Annotated in this window: 14 protein-coding genes and 1 riboswitch; of the genes, 6 read left to right on the top strand and 8 right to left on the bottom strand. The window is 74.5% G+C overall.

Annotated elements, in window-relative coordinates; genetic code table 11:
- Positions 1-16: 16 nt before the first annotated feature.
- Both ABZY31_RS05390 and ABZY31_RS05385 read left to right on the top strand, forming a co-directional pair.
- A complete protein-coding gene (locus ABZY31_RS05390) occupies positions 17-859 on the top strand; it encodes an aldo/keto reductase (RefSeq protein ID WP_356405056.1) in 843 nt (280 codons plus the stop codon).
- Between the two features lie 5 nt (positions 860-864).
- Positions 865-1,284, top strand: a complete 420-nt coding sequence (locus ABZY31_RS05385; protein WP_356405054.1) for an RICIN domain-containing protein — start codon at positions 865-867, stop codon at positions 1,282-1,284.
- 16 nt (positions 1,285-1,300) lie between these two features.
- Here ABZY31_RS05385 and ABZY31_RS05380 read toward each other — a convergent pair whose 3' ends face one another.
- Positions 1,301-1,606: a 4a-hydroxytetrahydrobiopterin dehydratase gene (locus tag ABZY31_RS05380; protein WP_356405052.1), complete on the bottom strand. Its 306-nt coding sequence runs from the start codon at positions 1,604-1,606 to the stop codon at positions 1,301-1,303.
- Between the two features lie 128 nt (positions 1,607-1,734).
- Between ABZY31_RS05380 and ABZY31_RS05375 the strand changes: the two genes are divergently transcribed.
- Positions 1,735-2,550: a helix-turn-helix transcriptional regulator gene (locus tag ABZY31_RS05375; RefSeq protein ID WP_356405050.1), complete on the top strand. Its 816-nt coding sequence runs from the start codon at positions 1,735-1,737 to the stop codon at positions 2,548-2,550.
- Positions 2,551-2,746: 196 nt separating this feature from the next.
- Here ABZY31_RS05375 and ABZY31_RS05370 read toward each other — a convergent pair whose 3' ends face one another.
- On the bottom strand, positions 2,747-3,592 hold the full coding sequence (locus ABZY31_RS05370) for a tetrahydrofolate dehydrogenase/cyclohydrolase catalytic domain-containing protein (protein ID WP_356405293.1): 846 nt from the start codon (positions 3,590-3,592) through the stop codon (positions 2,747-2,749).
- Between the two features lie 76 nt (positions 3,593-3,668).
- Positions 3,669-3,776, bottom strand: a riboswitch (ZMP/ZTP riboswitch).
- A gap of 122 nt (positions 3,777-3,898) precedes the next feature.
- Here ABZY31_RS05370 and ABZY31_RS05365 point away from each other — a divergent pair.
- Together ABZY31_RS05365 and ABZY31_RS05360 are read left to right on the top strand one after the other, a co-directional pair.
- Positions 3,899-4,663 carry a class I SAM-dependent methyltransferase gene (locus ABZY31_RS05365; protein WP_356405048.1) on the top strand — a complete coding sequence of 255 codons (765 nt, stop codon included), beginning with the start codon at positions 3,899-3,901 and terminating at the stop codon, positions 4,661-4,663.
- A gap of 213 nt (positions 4,664-4,876) precedes the next feature.
- Positions 4,877-6,448, top strand: coding sequence for an RNA polymerase sigma factor (locus tag ABZY31_RS05360; RefSeq protein ID WP_356405046.1), 1,572 nt, complete (start codon positions 4,877-4,879; stop codon positions 6,446-6,448).
- Between the two features lie 107 nt (positions 6,449-6,555).
- On the opposite strand, the gene ABZY31_RS05355 is transcribed toward ABZY31_RS05360, so the two are convergent.
- The 5 genes from ABZY31_RS05355 to ABZY31_RS05335 form a co-directional block, all read right to left on the bottom strand.
- Positions 6,556-7,983 carry an amino acid permease gene (locus ABZY31_RS05355; RefSeq protein ID WP_356405044.1) on the bottom strand — a complete coding sequence of 476 codons (1,428 nt, stop codon included), beginning with the start codon at positions 7,981-7,983 and terminating at the stop codon, positions 6,556-6,558.
- A gap of 218 nt (positions 7,984-8,201) precedes the next feature.
- A complete protein-coding gene (locus ABZY31_RS05350; RefSeq protein WP_356405042.1) occupies positions 8,202-8,606 on the bottom strand; it encodes a hypothetical protein in 405 nt (134 codons plus the stop codon).
- A gap of 56 nt (positions 8,607-8,662) precedes the next feature.
- Positions 8,663-9,802, bottom strand: coding sequence for an MBL fold metallo-hydrolase (locus ABZY31_RS05345; protein ID WP_356405040.1), 1,140 nt, complete (start codon positions 9,800-9,802; stop codon positions 8,663-8,665).
- 89 nt (positions 9,803-9,891) lie between these two features.
- A complete protein-coding gene (locus tag ABZY31_RS05340; RefSeq protein WP_356405291.1) occupies positions 9,892-11,109 on the bottom strand; it encodes an aminotransferase class I/II-fold pyridoxal phosphate-dependent enzyme in 1,218 nt (405 codons plus the stop codon).
- Between the two features lie 183 nt (positions 11,110-11,292).
- A complete protein-coding gene (locus tag ABZY31_RS05335) occupies positions 11,293-11,877 on the bottom strand; it encodes a TIGR03086 family metal-binding protein (protein ID WP_356405038.1) in 585 nt (194 codons plus the stop codon).
- Positions 11,878-12,102: 225 nt separating this feature from the next.
- Between ABZY31_RS05335 and ABZY31_RS05330 the strand changes: the two genes are divergently transcribed.
- Positions 12,103-12,930, top strand: coding sequence for a class I SAM-dependent methyltransferase (locus ABZY31_RS05330; protein WP_356405036.1), 828 nt, complete (start codon positions 12,103-12,105; stop codon positions 12,928-12,930).
- A 126-nt stretch (positions 12,931-13,056) separates the two neighbouring features.
- On the opposite strand, the gene ABZY31_RS05325 is transcribed toward ABZY31_RS05330, so the two are convergent.
- Positions 13,057-15,045 carry a DUF5107 domain-containing protein gene (locus tag ABZY31_RS05325; protein ID WP_356405034.1) on the bottom strand — a complete coding sequence of 663 codons (1,989 nt, stop codon included), beginning with the start codon at positions 15,043-15,045 and terminating at the stop codon, positions 13,057-13,059.
- Positions 15,046-15,066: the final 21 nt, after the last annotated feature.

The following is a 15,066-nucleotide window of genomic DNA, read 5'->3' as shown; positions in this document are numbered from 1 at the left end:
TCGAGGGAACGACCACGTGAACCAGGTCCCCACCATCAAGCTCAACAACGGCACGCTCATGCCCCAGCTCGGCTACGGCGTCTGGCAGATCCCGGACGCCGAGGCCGAGCGGGCCGTCGGGAGCGCCCTGGAAGCCGGGTACCGCAGCATCGACACCGCCTCGATCTACGGGAACGAGACCGGCACCGGCAAGGCCCTCGCCGCCTCCGGCCTGCCCCGCGAGGAACTGTTCGTCACCACCAAGCTGTGGAACGGCCCGTCCGAGACCTGGGGCCGCGACAACGTCCTGCGCGAGTTCGACGCCTCGCTCGCCAAGCTGGGCCTCGACCACGTCGACCTGTACCTGATCCACTGGCCGCGCCCGATGCGCGAGGACTACCTCGCCATCTGGAAGACCTTCGAGGAGATCGCCGCGAGCGGCCGCGCCAAGGCCGTCGGCGTCTCCAACTTCGGGCAGCCTCAGCTGGCGCGGCTGGCCGAGGAGAGCCCGCTGGTCCCGGCCGTCAACCAGGTCGAGCTGCACCCCCTCTTCAACCAGGCGGAGCTGCGCGCCGTGCACGCCGACCTCGGGATCGCCACCGAGGCCTGGTCCCCGCTGGGCCAGGGCAAGGACCTGCTGACCCTCCCCGCGGTCGCCGCGGTCGCCGCCAAGCACGGGCGCACCGGCGCCCAGGTGGTGCTGCGCTGGCACCTCCAGCTCGGCACCATCGCGATTCCGAAGTCGGTCACCCCGGCCCGCATCCGCGAGAACCTGGACGTCTTCGGCTTCGAGCTGGACGCCGAGGACATCGCCGCGCTCGACGCGCTGTCGTCGGCGGGCGGGCGCATCGGCCCCGACCCGGCCGGCTTCGACGCCTGAGCCGCGTGCACCGCATCCGGAACGTCGCCGGCGGTCTGCTGCTGGAGGCCGAGGGCACGTCCCGGGTGCGGGTCGGGCCCGAGGGCCCGCCGCCACTGCCGGCCGCCCAGCTGTGGGACGTCGTACCGGTGCACGGCGGCGGCGCGGTGTTCCACGTGGTCAGCGCGCTGAACGGCAGGCTGCTCGACGTTGCGAACGCCTCGACGGAGAGCGGCGCGCGGGTCCAGCTGTGGCGGGCGAACGCCTTCGGCGCGCAGGAGTGGCTGGTCGAGGAGCACCTCGACGCGCCGGGCGTGGTCTCGCTGGTCGCGTGCATCAGCGGACTGCCGCTGGAGGCGGCCGGGGACGGGCGCGTCCGGCAGGCCGAGGACACCGACTCGCCCGCGCAGTGGTGGCGGCTGGAGGCCGTCCCCCCGGACGGGTGAGCCGGCGGGCGGCGGGTCAGCTCGCGCCGTGGGCGGGGGCCAGGTCGTGGACCCGCTGGACGAGGCCGAAGTCGGTCTCGGTCACGGCGTCGCCCGCGCTGTGGGTGTTCACCGCGAGCCGGACCGTGTCGTAGCCGAGGGTGAGGTCCGCGTGGTGGTTCAACTCGTGCTGTACGGCGGCGATGTGGGCCACGAGCGCGCTCGCGGCGACGTGCGATCCCAGCCGGTAGGTCCGTACGATCCGGTCGTTCTCGAAGGCCCAGCCCGGGAGTTCCCGCAACCGGTCCTCGATCTCCTTCTGCGACAGCGGCTGACTCGGCATGGGCAGGCTCCTTTGTCCCCGTGATGTCGTCTCCGGACGTCGTCCCCGTGACGTGTCGTCAAGGTTCCCACAGCGCATGCCCGGGCGGACCCTTCGCGCCGTGGCGCGCCTGGGCTAACGTCGCCCGCATGACGATGTCGGTGGGACCTCTGCTCCGGGCCTGGCGGGAGCGGCGCGGGATCAGCCAGCTGGAGCTGGCGGGCCGCGCGGACTCCTCCTCCCGGCACATCAGCTTCGTGGAGACCGGCCGGTCCCGGCCCAGCGAGGAGATGGTGATCCGGCTGGCCGACCGGCTCGACGTGCCGGTCCGCGAGCGCAACGCCCTGCTGCTGGCGGCCGGTTACGCCCCGCGGTACGCGCACACCCCGCTGGACGCGCCGGAGTTGGAGGCGCTGCGGGAGGGACTGGAGCGGCTGCTGACGGCCTACGAGCCCTACCCGGCACTGGTCGTGGACGGGACGTACACGGTCGTCGCGGCCAACCGGGGCATCGCGATGCTGCTGGACGGACTGCCCGCGCACCTGCTGGAGCCGCCGCTGAACGCGATGCGCCTCACCCTGCACCCGGAAGGGCTCGCGCCCCGGATCCACAACCTCGCCGAGTGGCGGGGCCACCTGCTGGCCCAGATGGACCGGCAGATCGCGCTGGCCCGTTCGGAGCCGCTGCGGGCGCTGTACGAGGAGGTGGCGGCGTACCCCGTCACGGGTGCGGCGGCCGGAACCGTCCCGGCGGACGCCGCGGCCCCGGCGGACCCGGCGGGATCCGCGGCGACGCCCTTCGCGCTGCCGCTGCGGATCGAGCACGAGGGGCAGGTGCTGTCCTTCGTGTCGACCATCGCCACCTTCAACACCCCGATGGACGTGACCGTCGCCGAGCTGGCCGTCGAGACCCTGCTGCCGGCCGATCCGGCGACGGCGAAGTACCTGCGCTCACTGGGTCCTTGAGCCCCGCACCGCCGCGACCAGGGCGCTGGCGGGCCGCTCGCGGGAGGCGAGCCACCCGACGGCCGCGCCGTAGGTGCTCAGCAGGGCCGGATCCCGGACCGCAGTGCGGCGGCCCGGGATCCGGTGCCCCCACTCTCCCGTCCGCCGCCCGCCGGGTCGATTACCCCGGGGGTCGTGCGGCCGGCGCGGGGAGAGGTCAGCCGAGGTCGGCGAGGCTCAGCCCGGCCTGCGCGGCGGCCGCCTGCACGGTCTGCTCCAGCAGGACGGCGATGGTCATCGGGCCGACGCCGCCGGGGACCGGGGTGATCAGGGAGGCGCGGGCGGCGGCCGACTCGAAGTGGACGTCGCCGCGGTTGCCGTCGTACCCGGCGTCCAGGACCACCGCGCCCGGCTTGATGTCCTCGCCCCGGATGAACTCGGCCTTGCCGACGGCGGCGACCAGCACGTCTGCCTGGCGGATGATCGAGGGCAGGTCCTCGGTGCGGGAGTGGCAGTAGGTGACGGTGGCGTTCTGCCCGAGCAGCAGCATGCCGGCGGGCTTGCCGAGGATGGCGCTGCGGCCGACGACCACGGCGTGCTTGCCGGCGAGGTCGACCTCGTACTCGGCGAGCAGCCGCATGATGCCGCCCGGGGTGCAGGACACGAAGCCCGGCAGCCCGAAGCCCATGGCGGCGAAGGAGTGCATGGTGACGCCGTCGACGTCCTTGCCCGGGGCGATGGCCTCGAAGGCGGCGCGCTCGTCGATGTGGTGCGGGACCGGGTGCTGCAGCAGGATGCCGCTGACCTCGGGGTCCACGGAGAGCGCGGTGAGGGTGGTGATCAGTTCCTCGGTGGTCGTCGAGGCCGGGAGCTCCACGTGGCGGGAGGTGATGCCCGCCTTGGCACAACGGTTCTGCTTCATGCGTACGTACGTCACGGACGCGGGGTCCTCGCCGACCAGCACCGTCGCGAGACAGGGCGCGGTGCCGGTGCGGCGGGTGAGCCCGGCGGCCAGCACGGCGGTGCGCTCCGAGATGCGGCGGGCGAGGGCGGTGCCGTCCATCAGCCGGGCGGTACGGTCCTGGGCCTGAACGGTCTGGGCAGTCGTCACGGGGTCTCCTGAACGTCGCTGCGGGATCGCGGATCGCCCAGGCGCGCGGCAGTCGGCGTACGGACACCTCGGTGCCGCGGTACGCCGGGCCGCTCCCCGGTGGTGATCCACCCAAGCGCCAGTCACGGCCCGCCGACCACTGTAGTCGACGCCCGCGGCGTGCGCCGGGCCGCGCGGGCGGGCGGGCGGGGGCGGACCGCGGCCGCCGCGGCGCGGAATCGAGTGGATCACCCGGCATCGAGCTGGGACGATCGCGGCATGACACCTCATTTCGATCAGCTCGTCGCCGAGGCGGAGTCCGTGTCCGTGGACGGCTGGGAGTTCTCCTGGCTCGACGGCCGGGCGACCGAGCAGCGCCCCTCCTGGGGCTACCAGAGGCTGCTGGGCGAGCGCCTGGGGGGCGTACGGGCGGCCCTGGACATCCAGACCGGCGGGGGCGAGGTGCTCGCCGGAGCGGGCGCCCTGCCGCCCCTGATGGCGGCCACCGAGTCGTGGCCGCCGAACATCGCCAAGGCGACCCGGCTGCTGCACCCGAAGGGGGCGGTCGTCGTCGCGGACGCGGACGAGCCGCCGCTGCCCTTCGGCGACGAAGCCTTCGACCTGGTCAGCAGCCGGCACCCGGTGACCGTCTGGTGGGAGGAGATCGCGCGCGTGCTGCGCCCCGGCGGCAGCTACCTCTCGCAGCAGGTCGGCCCGGCGAGCGTCTTCGAACTCGTCGAGTACTTCCTCGGCCCGCAGCCGCCGGAGGTCCGGCGCGCCCGGCACCCCGACGACGCAGTGGCCGCGGCCGGGGCGGCGGGGCTGGAAGTGGCCGATCTGCGCTCGGAGCGGCTGCGCACCGAGTTCCACGACATCGGAGCCGTGATCTACTTCTTGCGGAAGGTCATCTGGATGGTGCCCGGCTTCACGGTCCACCGGTACCGCGACCGGCTCCGCGAGCTCCACGAACAGATCGATCGCGAAGGACCGTTCGTGGCGCACACCGCACGATTCCTCATCGAGGCCCGCAAACCGGAACGGTGAAAAGGGCGGACGGATCCGTGGCCGAAAGGTTGCGCGGACACAGCGTGGCGCAGGTCACTCAATTCATGGCGTAACGAATCGACTCGGGCATGCGATGAAGCGACAGGTGTCTTCGCGCGGCGCCGGAATAACGACCCCCCTCGGGCCCGTTCCACGAGTTCGCGCGATGATGTCCCGTCCCGCCCTTATATCTGCCGCAACGAGAGGCTCCTTGTGTCGCTCAGCCCGTCCCGTACGTTCCCTCCGGAGATCGCCGAATCCGAGGCCCTGGTCGCGCTCGTCGAGCGTGGCCGCGAACAGGGTCACATCAACGGTGACGACGTGCGCCAGGCCTTCGAGGCCGGCCGCATCCCGGTGGACCAGTGGAAGCGGGTCCTGCGCAGCCTGAACCAGGTTCTGGACGAGGAGGGCGTCGCGCTGCACGTCAGCGCCGCCCCGGCCGCGAAGGCCCCCGTCAAGAAGGCTCGCAAGGCGGCGGCCCCCGCCCGCGCCGTGACCAAGAAGGCCGCCGCGCCGCGCCCCATCGGCGCGCGCAAGACCGCGGCCCCCGCCGCCGCGGCGGCGATATCCGCACCGCCGGCCTCCGGGACCGAGGAGGAGGCGGCGGCCGAGACCACCGCCGAGCCGAAGAAGCGGACGGTCAAGAAGACCGCCGCGAAGAAGACGACGGCCACCAAGAAGACCGCCGCCGCGAAGAAGGGCGCCAAGGACGGCGACGAGGGCGAGCCCGCCGCGCCCGAGGGCGTGGACTGGGCCGCGGAGGACCTGGCCGACGAGGAGGAGGAGAAGACTCCCAAGGTCGGCGGCACCCAGGGCTTCGTGCTGTCGGACGACGACGAGGACGACGCCCCGGCGCAGACCGTCATGGTCGCCGGTGCCACCGCCGACCCGGTCAAGGACTATCTCAAGCTGATCGGCAAGGTGCCGCTGCTCAACGCCGAGCAGGAGGTGGAGCTGGCCAAGCGCATCGAGGCCGGCCTCTTCTCCGAGTACAAGCTCGAAGAGGAGGAGGACCACAAGCCCGCGTTCAAGCGCGAGCTGGAGATCCTCGTCGAGGACGGCCGCCGGGCCAAGAACCACCTGCTGGAGGCCAACCTCCGCCTCGTGGTCTCGCTGGCCAAGCGCTACACCGGCCGCGGCATGCTCTTCCTGGACCTGATCCAGGAGGGCAACGTCGGCCTGATCCGCGCGGTGGAGAAGTTCGACTACACCAAGGGCTTCAAGTTCTCCACGTACGCGACGTGGTGGATCCGCCAGGCGATCACCCGCGCCATGGCCGACCAGTCCCGCACCATCCGCATCCCGGTGCACATGGTCGAGATCATCAACAAGCTCGCCCGCGTGCAGCGCCAGATGCTCCAGGACCTGGGCCGCGAGCCCACCCCGGAGGAGCTGGGCAAGGAACTCGACATGACCCCCGAGAAGGTCATCGAGGTCCAGAAGTACGGCCGCGAGCCGATCTCGCTCCACACCCCGCTGGGTGAGGAGGGCGACAGCGAGTTCGGTGACCTCATCGAGGACTCCGAGGCGGTCGTCCCGGCCGACGCGGTCTCCTTCACCTTCCTCCAGGAGCAGCTCCAGTCCATCCTGGGCACGCTCTCGGAGCGCGAGGCGGGCGTGGTCTCCATGCGCTACGGCCTCAACGACGGCCAGCCGAAGACGCTGGACGAGATCGGCCGCGTGTACGGCGTCACGCGTGAGCGGATCCGCCAGATCGAGTCGAAGACGATGTCGAAGCTTCGCCACCCGTCGCGCTCGCAGGTGCTGCGCGACTACCTGGACTAAAAAAAGTCCGGACGGGAGCCCGCGCCGTACCGGCCGCCAGCGTCGCCATCGGCGACGGGGCAGCCGGTACGGCGCGGGCTCCCGCGTGTCCGGGGGCCGCGGACGGCCTACGCCGCCGCGCGCTTCCTGCGGGCCGACATCACGGCGTGGACCAGGACGCCCGCGAAGAGGAAGAGCACGCCCTGGTAGACGGCCTCGTAGCCGGAGCCGGCGACCAGCCACATCGAGAAGCCGAAGGCCAGGCCGGCCAGGATCCCGTCCCGGACGAGCCGGCCGCGCGCCACCCGCTCGCCCTGCCCGGACACGAGGAAGTGGATCTGGGCGGCGGTGGACAGCAGGTAGGGCACGGTCGCGGTGAAGGTGGTGACCAGGACCAGGACCTCGAAGACGCCCCGGGTGCCCGAGGTGTAGTTGTAGACGGTCAGCGCCGACGCCAGGACGGCGGTGACGAGCACCCCGGCCACCGGGACCCCGCGCCTCTTCGCCTGGAAGACCTTCGGGAAGAGGCCGTCCTGCGCCGCCGCGTACGGGGTCTGCGCGCTGAGCAGGGTCCAGCCGGTGAGCGCGCCGATCATCGAGACCACGGCGGCGCAGGCGACCAGGGTGCCGCCCCACGTGCCGCCGAACACGGCGTTCACCGCGTCGCTGAAGGGCGCCGCGGAGGAGACCAGCGCGTCGTGGGCGACCAGGCCGAAGACGGACACGGTGCCCAGCAGGTAGACGGCCGCGGCGCCGAGCGTGCCCAGGAGGGTCGCCCGCCCCACGTTGCGGGCCGGGTCGCGGACCTCGCCCGCGCTGACCGCGGCCGATTCCACGCCGAGGTAGGAGAAGAGCAGGATCGCGGCGCAGGCCGAGACCGCGCCGGCCGCGCTCTGGTCGGTGGCCCGGAAGGGCCCGAGGTGGGCGGGGTCGAAGAAGAACAGGCCGCCCACCGCGACCAGCAGGAGCGGGGCGAACTTCAGCACGGTGGACACGACCTGCACCGCGCCGACGTAGCGGGTGCCCGCCAGGTTGGCGAGCGCCGGCAGCCACTGCACGGCGAGCGCGGCCAGGCACATCGACCACCGGTGCGCGCCGATCCCCGGGAAGAGGACGGTGAGGTACCCGGCCGCGGCGACGGCCAGCGCCGCGTTGGAGACCCAGGTGGTGATCCAGTAGCTCCACGCCGCCAGGAACCCGGCGAAGTCTCCGAAGGCCGCGCGGGCGTACACGTACGGTCCCCCGGTCCGCGGGAGGCGCCCGGCGAGGCGGCCGAAGACCAGCGCGAGGGCGATCGCGCCGAGGCTGAGGATCCCGAAGGCGACCAGGCTGATGGTGCCGAAGGGGGCGACCGAGGCGGGCAGCAGGAAGATGCCCCCGCCGACGATGTTCCCCATCACCAGACAGGTGGCGACGGGGAGGCCGAAGCGGCGGGCGTGCGGGCCGGCGTCCGGTCCGGGCCGGTCGGACGCGGTCCGGTCGGGCCGCGGCCCGTCGGGCGCGGGCCCGGCAGGGGGGCGGGCGGCGGGCGGGCGGACGGCAGGGGTGGTGCTCACGGTGGTGCGCCTCGGTCGTTTCACATGGTGGACAGCGGGCAGGTCGACACATGCTCGGTGACGGCGTGGTCCGCGCCAAATCAGCGGGTTTCGTCCGGCCCGGCCACCGGTACGGAAGGAAGTGTTCCGCTCTCGGCGGCTCCGGACCGGCGATCTTCCACCGGCGCCCGCGGCCCTGCGCGGTCCCGCGCGCGGGCGGCGCGGGGCGAACCGGGCGGTCAGGTGCCGTCGTACCCCGCCGTCGGCATCGACATCCGGCGGTGCACCTCGGCCTTCATGCCGGAGGTGTAGGCGGGCTCCTGCTGTCCGGCGGTCTCCAGCCGGACGCCCCGCCGCTCGCACTCGGCGGTGAACTCCTCGACCGAGCGCAGCGCCCGGCGCAGCACCCGGTGGTTGGGGGCGACGAACAGGTCGACCTGGCCGGCGTCGATGTCGGACCACAGTCCGCAGTGGTCGGCGCGCAGCCCGTAGACCAGCAGTTGCCGGGTCACGACGTAGCCGTGGTCGGCGGCCCAGCGCGCGCACATGGCGTGCTGGGTGCGGGTGTCCACGATGAAGGGATCGGCGTCCAGTTCCTCGAGCGGGGTCAGGCTGGCGATTGCGGCGACGCGCAGCTCATCCATGCCGCCCGACCCTACTCCGATCCGCGCCCCGCGAGGAGGGGGCCTTCGGCCACGTACTAGAACACCCGCGAGGATCCGATCGGCAGGTCCCAGAGGTCTTCGCGGGGCAGCCCTGCGCGGCTCCAGGCGGCGCGGGCGCGCAGCAGCGGTTCCATGACCGGTTCGGCGGAGAGGACGAAGGTGGCCCAGTGCATGGGGGCCATCCGGCGGGCCCCCAGGTCGAGGAAGGCCCGTACGGCTTCCTCCGGGTCGGTGTGCACGTCGCGCAGCCACCAGCGCGGGGCGTACGCGCCGATCGGCAGCAGGGCCAGGCCGATGCCGGGGTGGCGGCGGCCGATCTCGCCGAACCAGTGCCCGTAGCCGGTGTCGCCCGCGAAGTAGACCTTCTTGCCGGAGCCGAGGTCGGTGAGGACCCAGCCGCCCCACAGGGTGCGGCAGGTGTCCAGCAGGGAGCGTTTGGACCAGTGGTGGGCCGGGACGAAGTCGAAGCGGACGCCGCCCAGTTCGGCGGATTCCCACCAGTCCAGCTCGGTGACCCGGGTGAACCCGCGGCGGCGGCACCAGCGGGCCAGCGCGGCCGGGACGAAGAGGGCCGTGTGCCGGGGCAGCCGTTTGAGGGTGGCCGCGTCGAGGTGGTCGTAGTGGTTGTGGCTGATCACGACGGCGTCGACGGGCGGCAGGTCCTCCCAGCGGACCCCGACGGGGGTCAGCCGGGCCGGGGTGCCGAGGATCCGGCGGGACCAGACCGGGTCGGTCAGCACGGTCAGCCCGCCGATCCGCAGCACCCAGCCGGCGTGCCCGGCCCAGGTGACGGCGACCTTTCCGGGGGCGGCGGCGGGCAGCGGTCCGGGCGCGTAGGGGAGGTCGGGGATCCCCCGCAGGCCGGCGGGGCCGGGCCGCAGCGTTCCCTCCCGCGCGAGCCGCGCGAAGTCCCGCAGCCCGGGCAGCGGGGTGGTCAGCCGGCCGGCGAAGGAGCGCGGCCACCGCCGCACTTCCCCGAGCGGCCGGGTCCCGCCCCGGCGCGCGGAACCCGGTCCGGCCGGGCGGGGCTCGGCGCGGGGGTCCGGACCGGCTGGACGGCCCTCGGTCCGGGGGTCCGTACGGCGGTCGGCGGAGCCCCGGCGGGCGCTCGGGGGATCATCCGCGGCCGCTTCCGCGCCGGAGGCGCTCGCGCGGCGTCCCGTCTGGTCCCTCATCAGGTGTGGTCCCTCATCGAGAAGTCTCCGTTCACCGGCACATCGGGCGCGGGGTGGGTCGGTGGCGCGGCGGGCGGCCGGGGCGGGGGTCAGGTCAGTTCGGCGAGCACCGACCCGAACCGGTCGAGCGAGCGCCGTACGTGCGGGAGTCCGAGCGGGTCGGCGGCCTCCAGGGCGGCCAGCCGCTCTTCCGGGGTCGCGCCGAGGAACGGGCCGGTCGACAGCCGGAAGCGCAGCGCGCCCAGATCGTCGTCGAAGCGCTGGCCGCCGGGGGCGGGGGCGCCGAGCCGGGTGCCCAGGTGGTCCTCCAGTTCCATGGCGTCGCCGACGCCGTGGCGGGCGAGTCCGGCGCGCAGCGGGGTCAGGTCGGCGTAGAGGTGGCGTCCGGCGCGCGGGGGCCGGGCCAGGGCTCCGACGGCCAGCAGTTCGCGGTGGGCGGCCGCGGCCACCGCCGCGTGCAGGGCGGCGGCCGAGCGGCCGCGGGCGACGACGGCCGCGGGTTCGTCCAGGGCGTGCGCGGCGGCGACGGCGACGGGCCCCGCGACGAGCGCGCCGGTGGCGGTGAGGACGTCGAGGGTCCGGGCGCGCAGCCAGGTGCCGCGCGGCGTGCCGGGGAAGCGCACGACGGCCGCGGGCCACCCGCCGGGCAGCAGCGCGCCGGAGAGGTCGAGCAGGACGGCGGCCTGGTCGGGCAGCATCTCGGCGGGGCTCAGCACGGCGTCCTGGTGCGGCCGGTGCAGGGTGTCGCGCCAGGTCTCGTCGCTGACCACGAACAGTCCGGCGGATTCGGCCGCCTCGCACGCCTCGCGCAGCACCTCCGGCGGCGGCACGGTCGCGGTGGGGTCGTCGGCCACCGACAGGAGCAGCACGCGCGGGTCGCCGCCCTCGGCGCGCACCCGGCGTACGGTCTCCAGCAGGGCGTATGGGTCGGGCACGCCGCCGCATTCCGCCGGGGTGGGCACGTGGTAGGCGCGCCGTCCCAGCAGCCGGACCTGCGGGGTCCACCAGGCGGGACAGGGGCGGGGCAGCAGCACGTCACCGCCGTAGGCGCCGAGCAGGGCGAGCAGTAGCGCGGGGGCCCCGGGTCCGGCGGCCACAGCGTCCGGGTCGGCGGGCAGGCCGCGGCGGGCCCAGTGGCGGCAGGCGGCCTCGCGCACGGGTGCGCCGCCGCCGGGGGGTTCGGGGGCGGAGCGGCCCGCGGCGTCCGCGAGGACGGCGGTGAGCTCGGGCAGCACGGGCAGGCCGGGTTCCGGGGCCGGGGGTCCGTACCGGACCGGACCGCGTCCCTCTGCCGCCGTGCGCCGCATCCACGCCACCGCCTGCACCACCGCTTCCGTCCGACCTCCGGCCGACACCGCTGACCCGACCTTTATACGGTCCTTTGAGATGATGTGCTGCTTGTGTGGTGATCACGCGCGGCGCGGGCCGGGTTCAGCCGCCCGCCGGACGGCGCGGCCAGTCCGCGCCGCCTGCCCGCCCCCTGCCCGCCTTCAGCCCGCGCGTCCGACCAGGGCCAGCAGCCGCGTCTGGGCGTCCGCGCCCGCCGGCACGTCCAGCGGAGGGGCGAACGCCCCGCTCGCGGCGAGCCCATCGGCGTACGGCATGACCTCCTTGATCGAGAACTCGACGAGGCCGTCCGGGAGCCGGTCGTCGGCCCCGATGCCCCGCGCCAGGTCCCAGGCGTGCACGACGCAGTCCGCGGTCAATTCGGCGCAGTACGCCGCCGCGCCGGTCGGCCCGTAGGACAGCCGCACGGTCCGCTCCATCGCCCCGGGAGCGGTGAAGGCGGCGTGCGCGGCGGCCGCGGCCAGTCCCCAGGCGGTGTCCGGGTCCGCGCCGAGCACGTCACCGGAGTAGGCGTCGCCGACCTCCTCGACCGTCCGCCCGCCGGTCACCAGCGGCGGGACCCAGAGCTGCTCACCGGTGACGTGGTTGACCAGATCGCGCACGGTCCATCCGGTACAGGGGGTGGGCGCGCCCCACTGGTCGTCGGCGATCCTGCGCACGTACGCGCCGAAGAGTTCCAGCGCCTTCGCGTGCTGGTCGAGCAGGGTGTCCGGCCGGCGTTCTCCCACGGGTCCCACCGTCCTCTCGCTCGGGCTCCGCCTCCTGGGGCCCACTGTCCTCCGGCTGCGATTCCCCGGCTACCGGACCGCCCACCAGGCTTTCCCCGTAAGCCTCCTGTCCACATGGCAATACAGCTATCTCATATCGCGACATGATCCTCTACCGTGGTGGCACCGCTTCGAGACCGCTTCGAGGCCGCTGCGAGACCGCTTCGACGACGAGGAGTCACCGCCATGGAGAGCGCGCCCGAGACCACCCGCGAGACCGCCGTCTACACCCACGGGCACCACGAGTCGGTGCTGCGCTCGCACCGCTGGCGCACGGCGACGAACTCGGCCGCCTACCTGACCGGCGCGCTGCGCCCCGGCATGAGCGTGCTGGACGTGGGCTGCGGGCCGGGCACGATCACCGCCGACCTGGCCGAGCTGGTCGCCCCGGGCCGGGTCACGGCCGTGGACGCCGCCGAGGACGTCGTCGCCCAGGCGCGGGCGTACGCGCAGGAGCGCGGTCTGCGCGACATCGTCTTCGCCACCGCCGACGTGCACGCGCTGGACTTCCCGGACGACTCCTTCGACGTCGTCCACGCCCACCAGGTGCTCCAGCACGTGGGCGACCCGGTCCGGGCCCTGCGCGAGATGCGCCGCGTGTGCCGCCCGGGCGGGATCGTCGCCGCGCGCGACGCGGACTACGCGGCGATGACCTGGTTCCCCGGGGTGCCCGGGCTGGACGACTGGCAGGACCTGTACCGGCGGGTGGCCCGCGCCAACGGCGGCGAGCCGGACGCGGGGCGGCGCCTGCTGTCCTGGGCGAAGGCCGCCGGGTTCACGGACGTCACGGCGACTGCCACGGCGTGGTGTTACGCGACCCCCGAGGAGGTGGCCTGGTGGAGCGGGCTGTGGGCGGACCGGACGACGGCGTCCTCGTACGCCGGCGTGACCACCGGGGGCGGCCACGCCACGGCCGGGGCACTGGCCGGCATCGCCGACGCCTGGCGCGCCTGGGGCCGGGAGCCGGACGCCTGGTTCTCGGTGCTGAACGGCGAGGTGCTGTGCAGGGTGTGAGCGGATCGGGGCGGCCGGGGCACCCAGGGCGGTCGCGCCCGGCCGGGGTGGGCCGGTGGAGCCCGGCGGGGGTGACCCCGGGGCGGTCGGCCGCCCCTCCCCCGGGCCAACCCGCGGCCGGGTCCGTCACCCCGGGTCCGTCGCCCCCGGGGCGGCCGGCCGCATCCGGAAGTCGTAGCGCGCGGGCAGCGGGCGGCCCGTGAGGGACGACCACACCTCTCCCAGCACCTCGTCCCCCTCGCGGAGGTCCGCCACCTCGAAGCCCTCCTCGAACACCCGCAGCGCCGCGCCCACGTGACCCTCGGCCGCCAGCATGCGGGCGGCCAGCAGCAGGAACCGGCCCTGTTCGCGCAGGCCGGGGCGCAGCCGCTCCCACACCGCGCGGGCACCGGCCGGGCGGCCCGCCGCCAGGAGCGCGGCCATCGCCTCCCGGCCCAGCGCGGACTCGGCGGCGGTCCAGGCGGCGCCGCCCCTGCTCTCCCCGGCCAGGTCGGCGAAGGCCTCCGCGTACCGGTCGGCCGCCCGCTCCCGGTCGCCCGCCAGCCGGTCCGCGACCGCCATGCAGCGCAGCAACGGCCAGCGCGAGGGGGCCAGCGCCAGGCCGCGTTCCCAGCTGCGCACCGCCTGGGCCACGTCGCCCGCGTGCCACTGGGCGACCCCGAGGTGGTACTCGGTCAGCGGGTCCGCCGGAGCGGTCTCCAGCATGTCCCGCCAGTGCGCGGCGACCAGGCTCGGCCCGGGCGGGGCGACCCGGCGCGGGCTGGGGAAGACCCCGGTGCGCCACAGCTCCAGCCAGGGCGCCTGGTCCTCCCCGAGATCGGTCTCGGCGAAGGGCGTGCCCGGCAGTTCGTGCCCGGCGCACAGCACCTCCAGCGCGCCCCAGCCCGACCCGGTGGCCAGCCGCTCCCCCGGCTCGTGGTCGGCGTACGGCCGCCACGCCGCGTACGCCGCGTCAACCCGCTCCCGCGGCAGCGCCGCCTCCAGCGCCCGCCCGGCCTCGCCGCGGGCCGCCGCCCAGTCGTCGCCGTGCACCGCCGCGGCCTCCGCGGCCAGGGGCCCGTACGCCTCCAGCCAGCTGAACTCCGCCCCCGCCTCCAGCCGTACGTGCTCCAGCTGCGTCCGCGCGAGCCCGGCCTGGATCTCCGCGTACCCCGGCGTGCCGGGCTCGGTCAGCCACTCCTGCCAGCGCCGCCCGCCGCGGCCCGCGCCCCACACGAAGAGCTTGCGGCCGCGCAGCCGTGCGGTGGAGGTCTGCGCCAGCCCGTACCCGGCGGCGTCGAGCGAGGCGATCCAGGGCCGCTCGCCCCGCGCCACCTCGTAGAAGTAGTCGGCGGGGTACTCGCCGCGCAGCGGGTACGTGCGGTCCGCGCCCTCCCAGCGCGGCACCGGGATCCGGCGCAGTGCGCGCTCGTACCCGAAGTGCCAGGCCTCGTCGGCGGGGGCGAGCACGCGGGTGCCCGCGTCCTCCGGGACGGCGATGTTGGACCACCAGTACACGGGGGCGGCCCGCTCGTGCGGATTGCGCACCCGCACGCCGACGTACAGGAACTCCGAGTCCTCGGGCAGCCACAGGTCCACCTGGAACGGCAGGTCGCGCAGCCGCTCCCATTCCCACATCCGGAGCATGGTGGTGCCGTCGGGCGCGGGGACGAGCGCGGCGTGCAACGGGGCGCAGGACAGGGTGGTGTGTCCGGTCGCGCCGATGTTCCACTCTATGCCGCCGGAGAACCAGGCCCCGTTGAGGGCGAAGGCGGCGGGCTGGAACACCGGGTTGCGGTAGAGCAGTTCGCGTCCGGTCGGGAGGTGGACGATCGAGTGCACGCGCCCGCCGAGCCCGGGCAGGACGGTCACCCGCAGGTGCGCGTTCTCCAGCACGATGCTCTCGAACTCGCGCTCGGTGCGCTCCCGCCGGTAGCCGTCGAGCACCCGGACGGGCAGCAGCGATCTCAGCGGTTCGTAGCCGATCTGCCGGGCCATCTCGCGGGGCAGCCCGTCCCGGGAGCGCTCGTCGAGCGTGTGGATCTCGGCGGGCGCACCCAGGGTGGGCAGCGGGTTCTCGGGCCCCAACGGGGCTGCGGGCAGCGTCACTACGGAACGTCGGACGATCGTGGCCATGAGGGAAATGGAACACGCCAC

It is taken from the genome of Streptomyces sp. NPDC006529 (assembly GCF_040611795.1).
Classification (GTDB): Bacteria; Actinomycetota; Actinomycetes; order Streptomycetales; family Streptomycetaceae; genus Streptomyces.
This window is presented reverse-complemented; position numbering and strand designations above follow the sequence as displayed.

Excerpts from the sequence above, each read along its gene's own strand:
- ABZY31_RS05325 (WP_356405034.1), bottom strand. The coding sequence starts at position 15,045 with ATGGCCACGATCGTCCGACGTTCCGTAGTGACGCTGCCCGCAGCCCCG.
- ABZY31_RS05370 (WP_356405293.1), bottom strand. The coding sequence starts at position 3,592 with ATGGACGGCACCGCCCTCGCCCGCCGCATCTCGGAGCGCACCGCCGTG.
- ABZY31_RS05350 (WP_356405042.1), bottom strand. The coding sequence starts at position 8,606 with ATGGATGAGCTGCGCGTCGCCGCAATCGCCAGCCTGACCCCGCTCGAG.
- ABZY31_RS05340 (WP_356405291.1), bottom strand. The coding sequence starts at position 11,109 with ATGCGGCGCACGGCGGCAGAGGGACGCGGTCCGGTCCGGTACGGACCC.
- ABZY31_RS05330 (WP_356405036.1), top strand. The coding sequence starts at position 12,103 with ATGGAGAGCGCGCCCGAGACCACCCGCGAGACCGCCGTCTACACCCAC.
- ABZY31_RS05380 (WP_356405052.1), bottom strand. The coding sequence starts at position 1,606 with ATGCCGAGTCAGCCGCTGTCGCAGAAGGAGATCGAGGACCGGTTGCGG.
- ABZY31_RS05365 (WP_356405048.1), top strand. The coding sequence starts at position 3,899 with ATGACACCTCATTTCGATCAGCTCGTCGCCGAGGCGGAGTCCGTGTCC.
- ABZY31_RS05375 (WP_356405050.1), top strand. The coding sequence starts at position 1,735 with ATGACGATGTCGGTGGGACCTCTGCTCCGGGCCTGGCGGGAGCGGCGC.
- ABZY31_RS05345 (WP_356405040.1), bottom strand. The coding sequence starts at position 9,802 with ATGAGGGACCAGACGGGACGCCGCGCGAGCGCCTCCGGCGCGGAAGCG.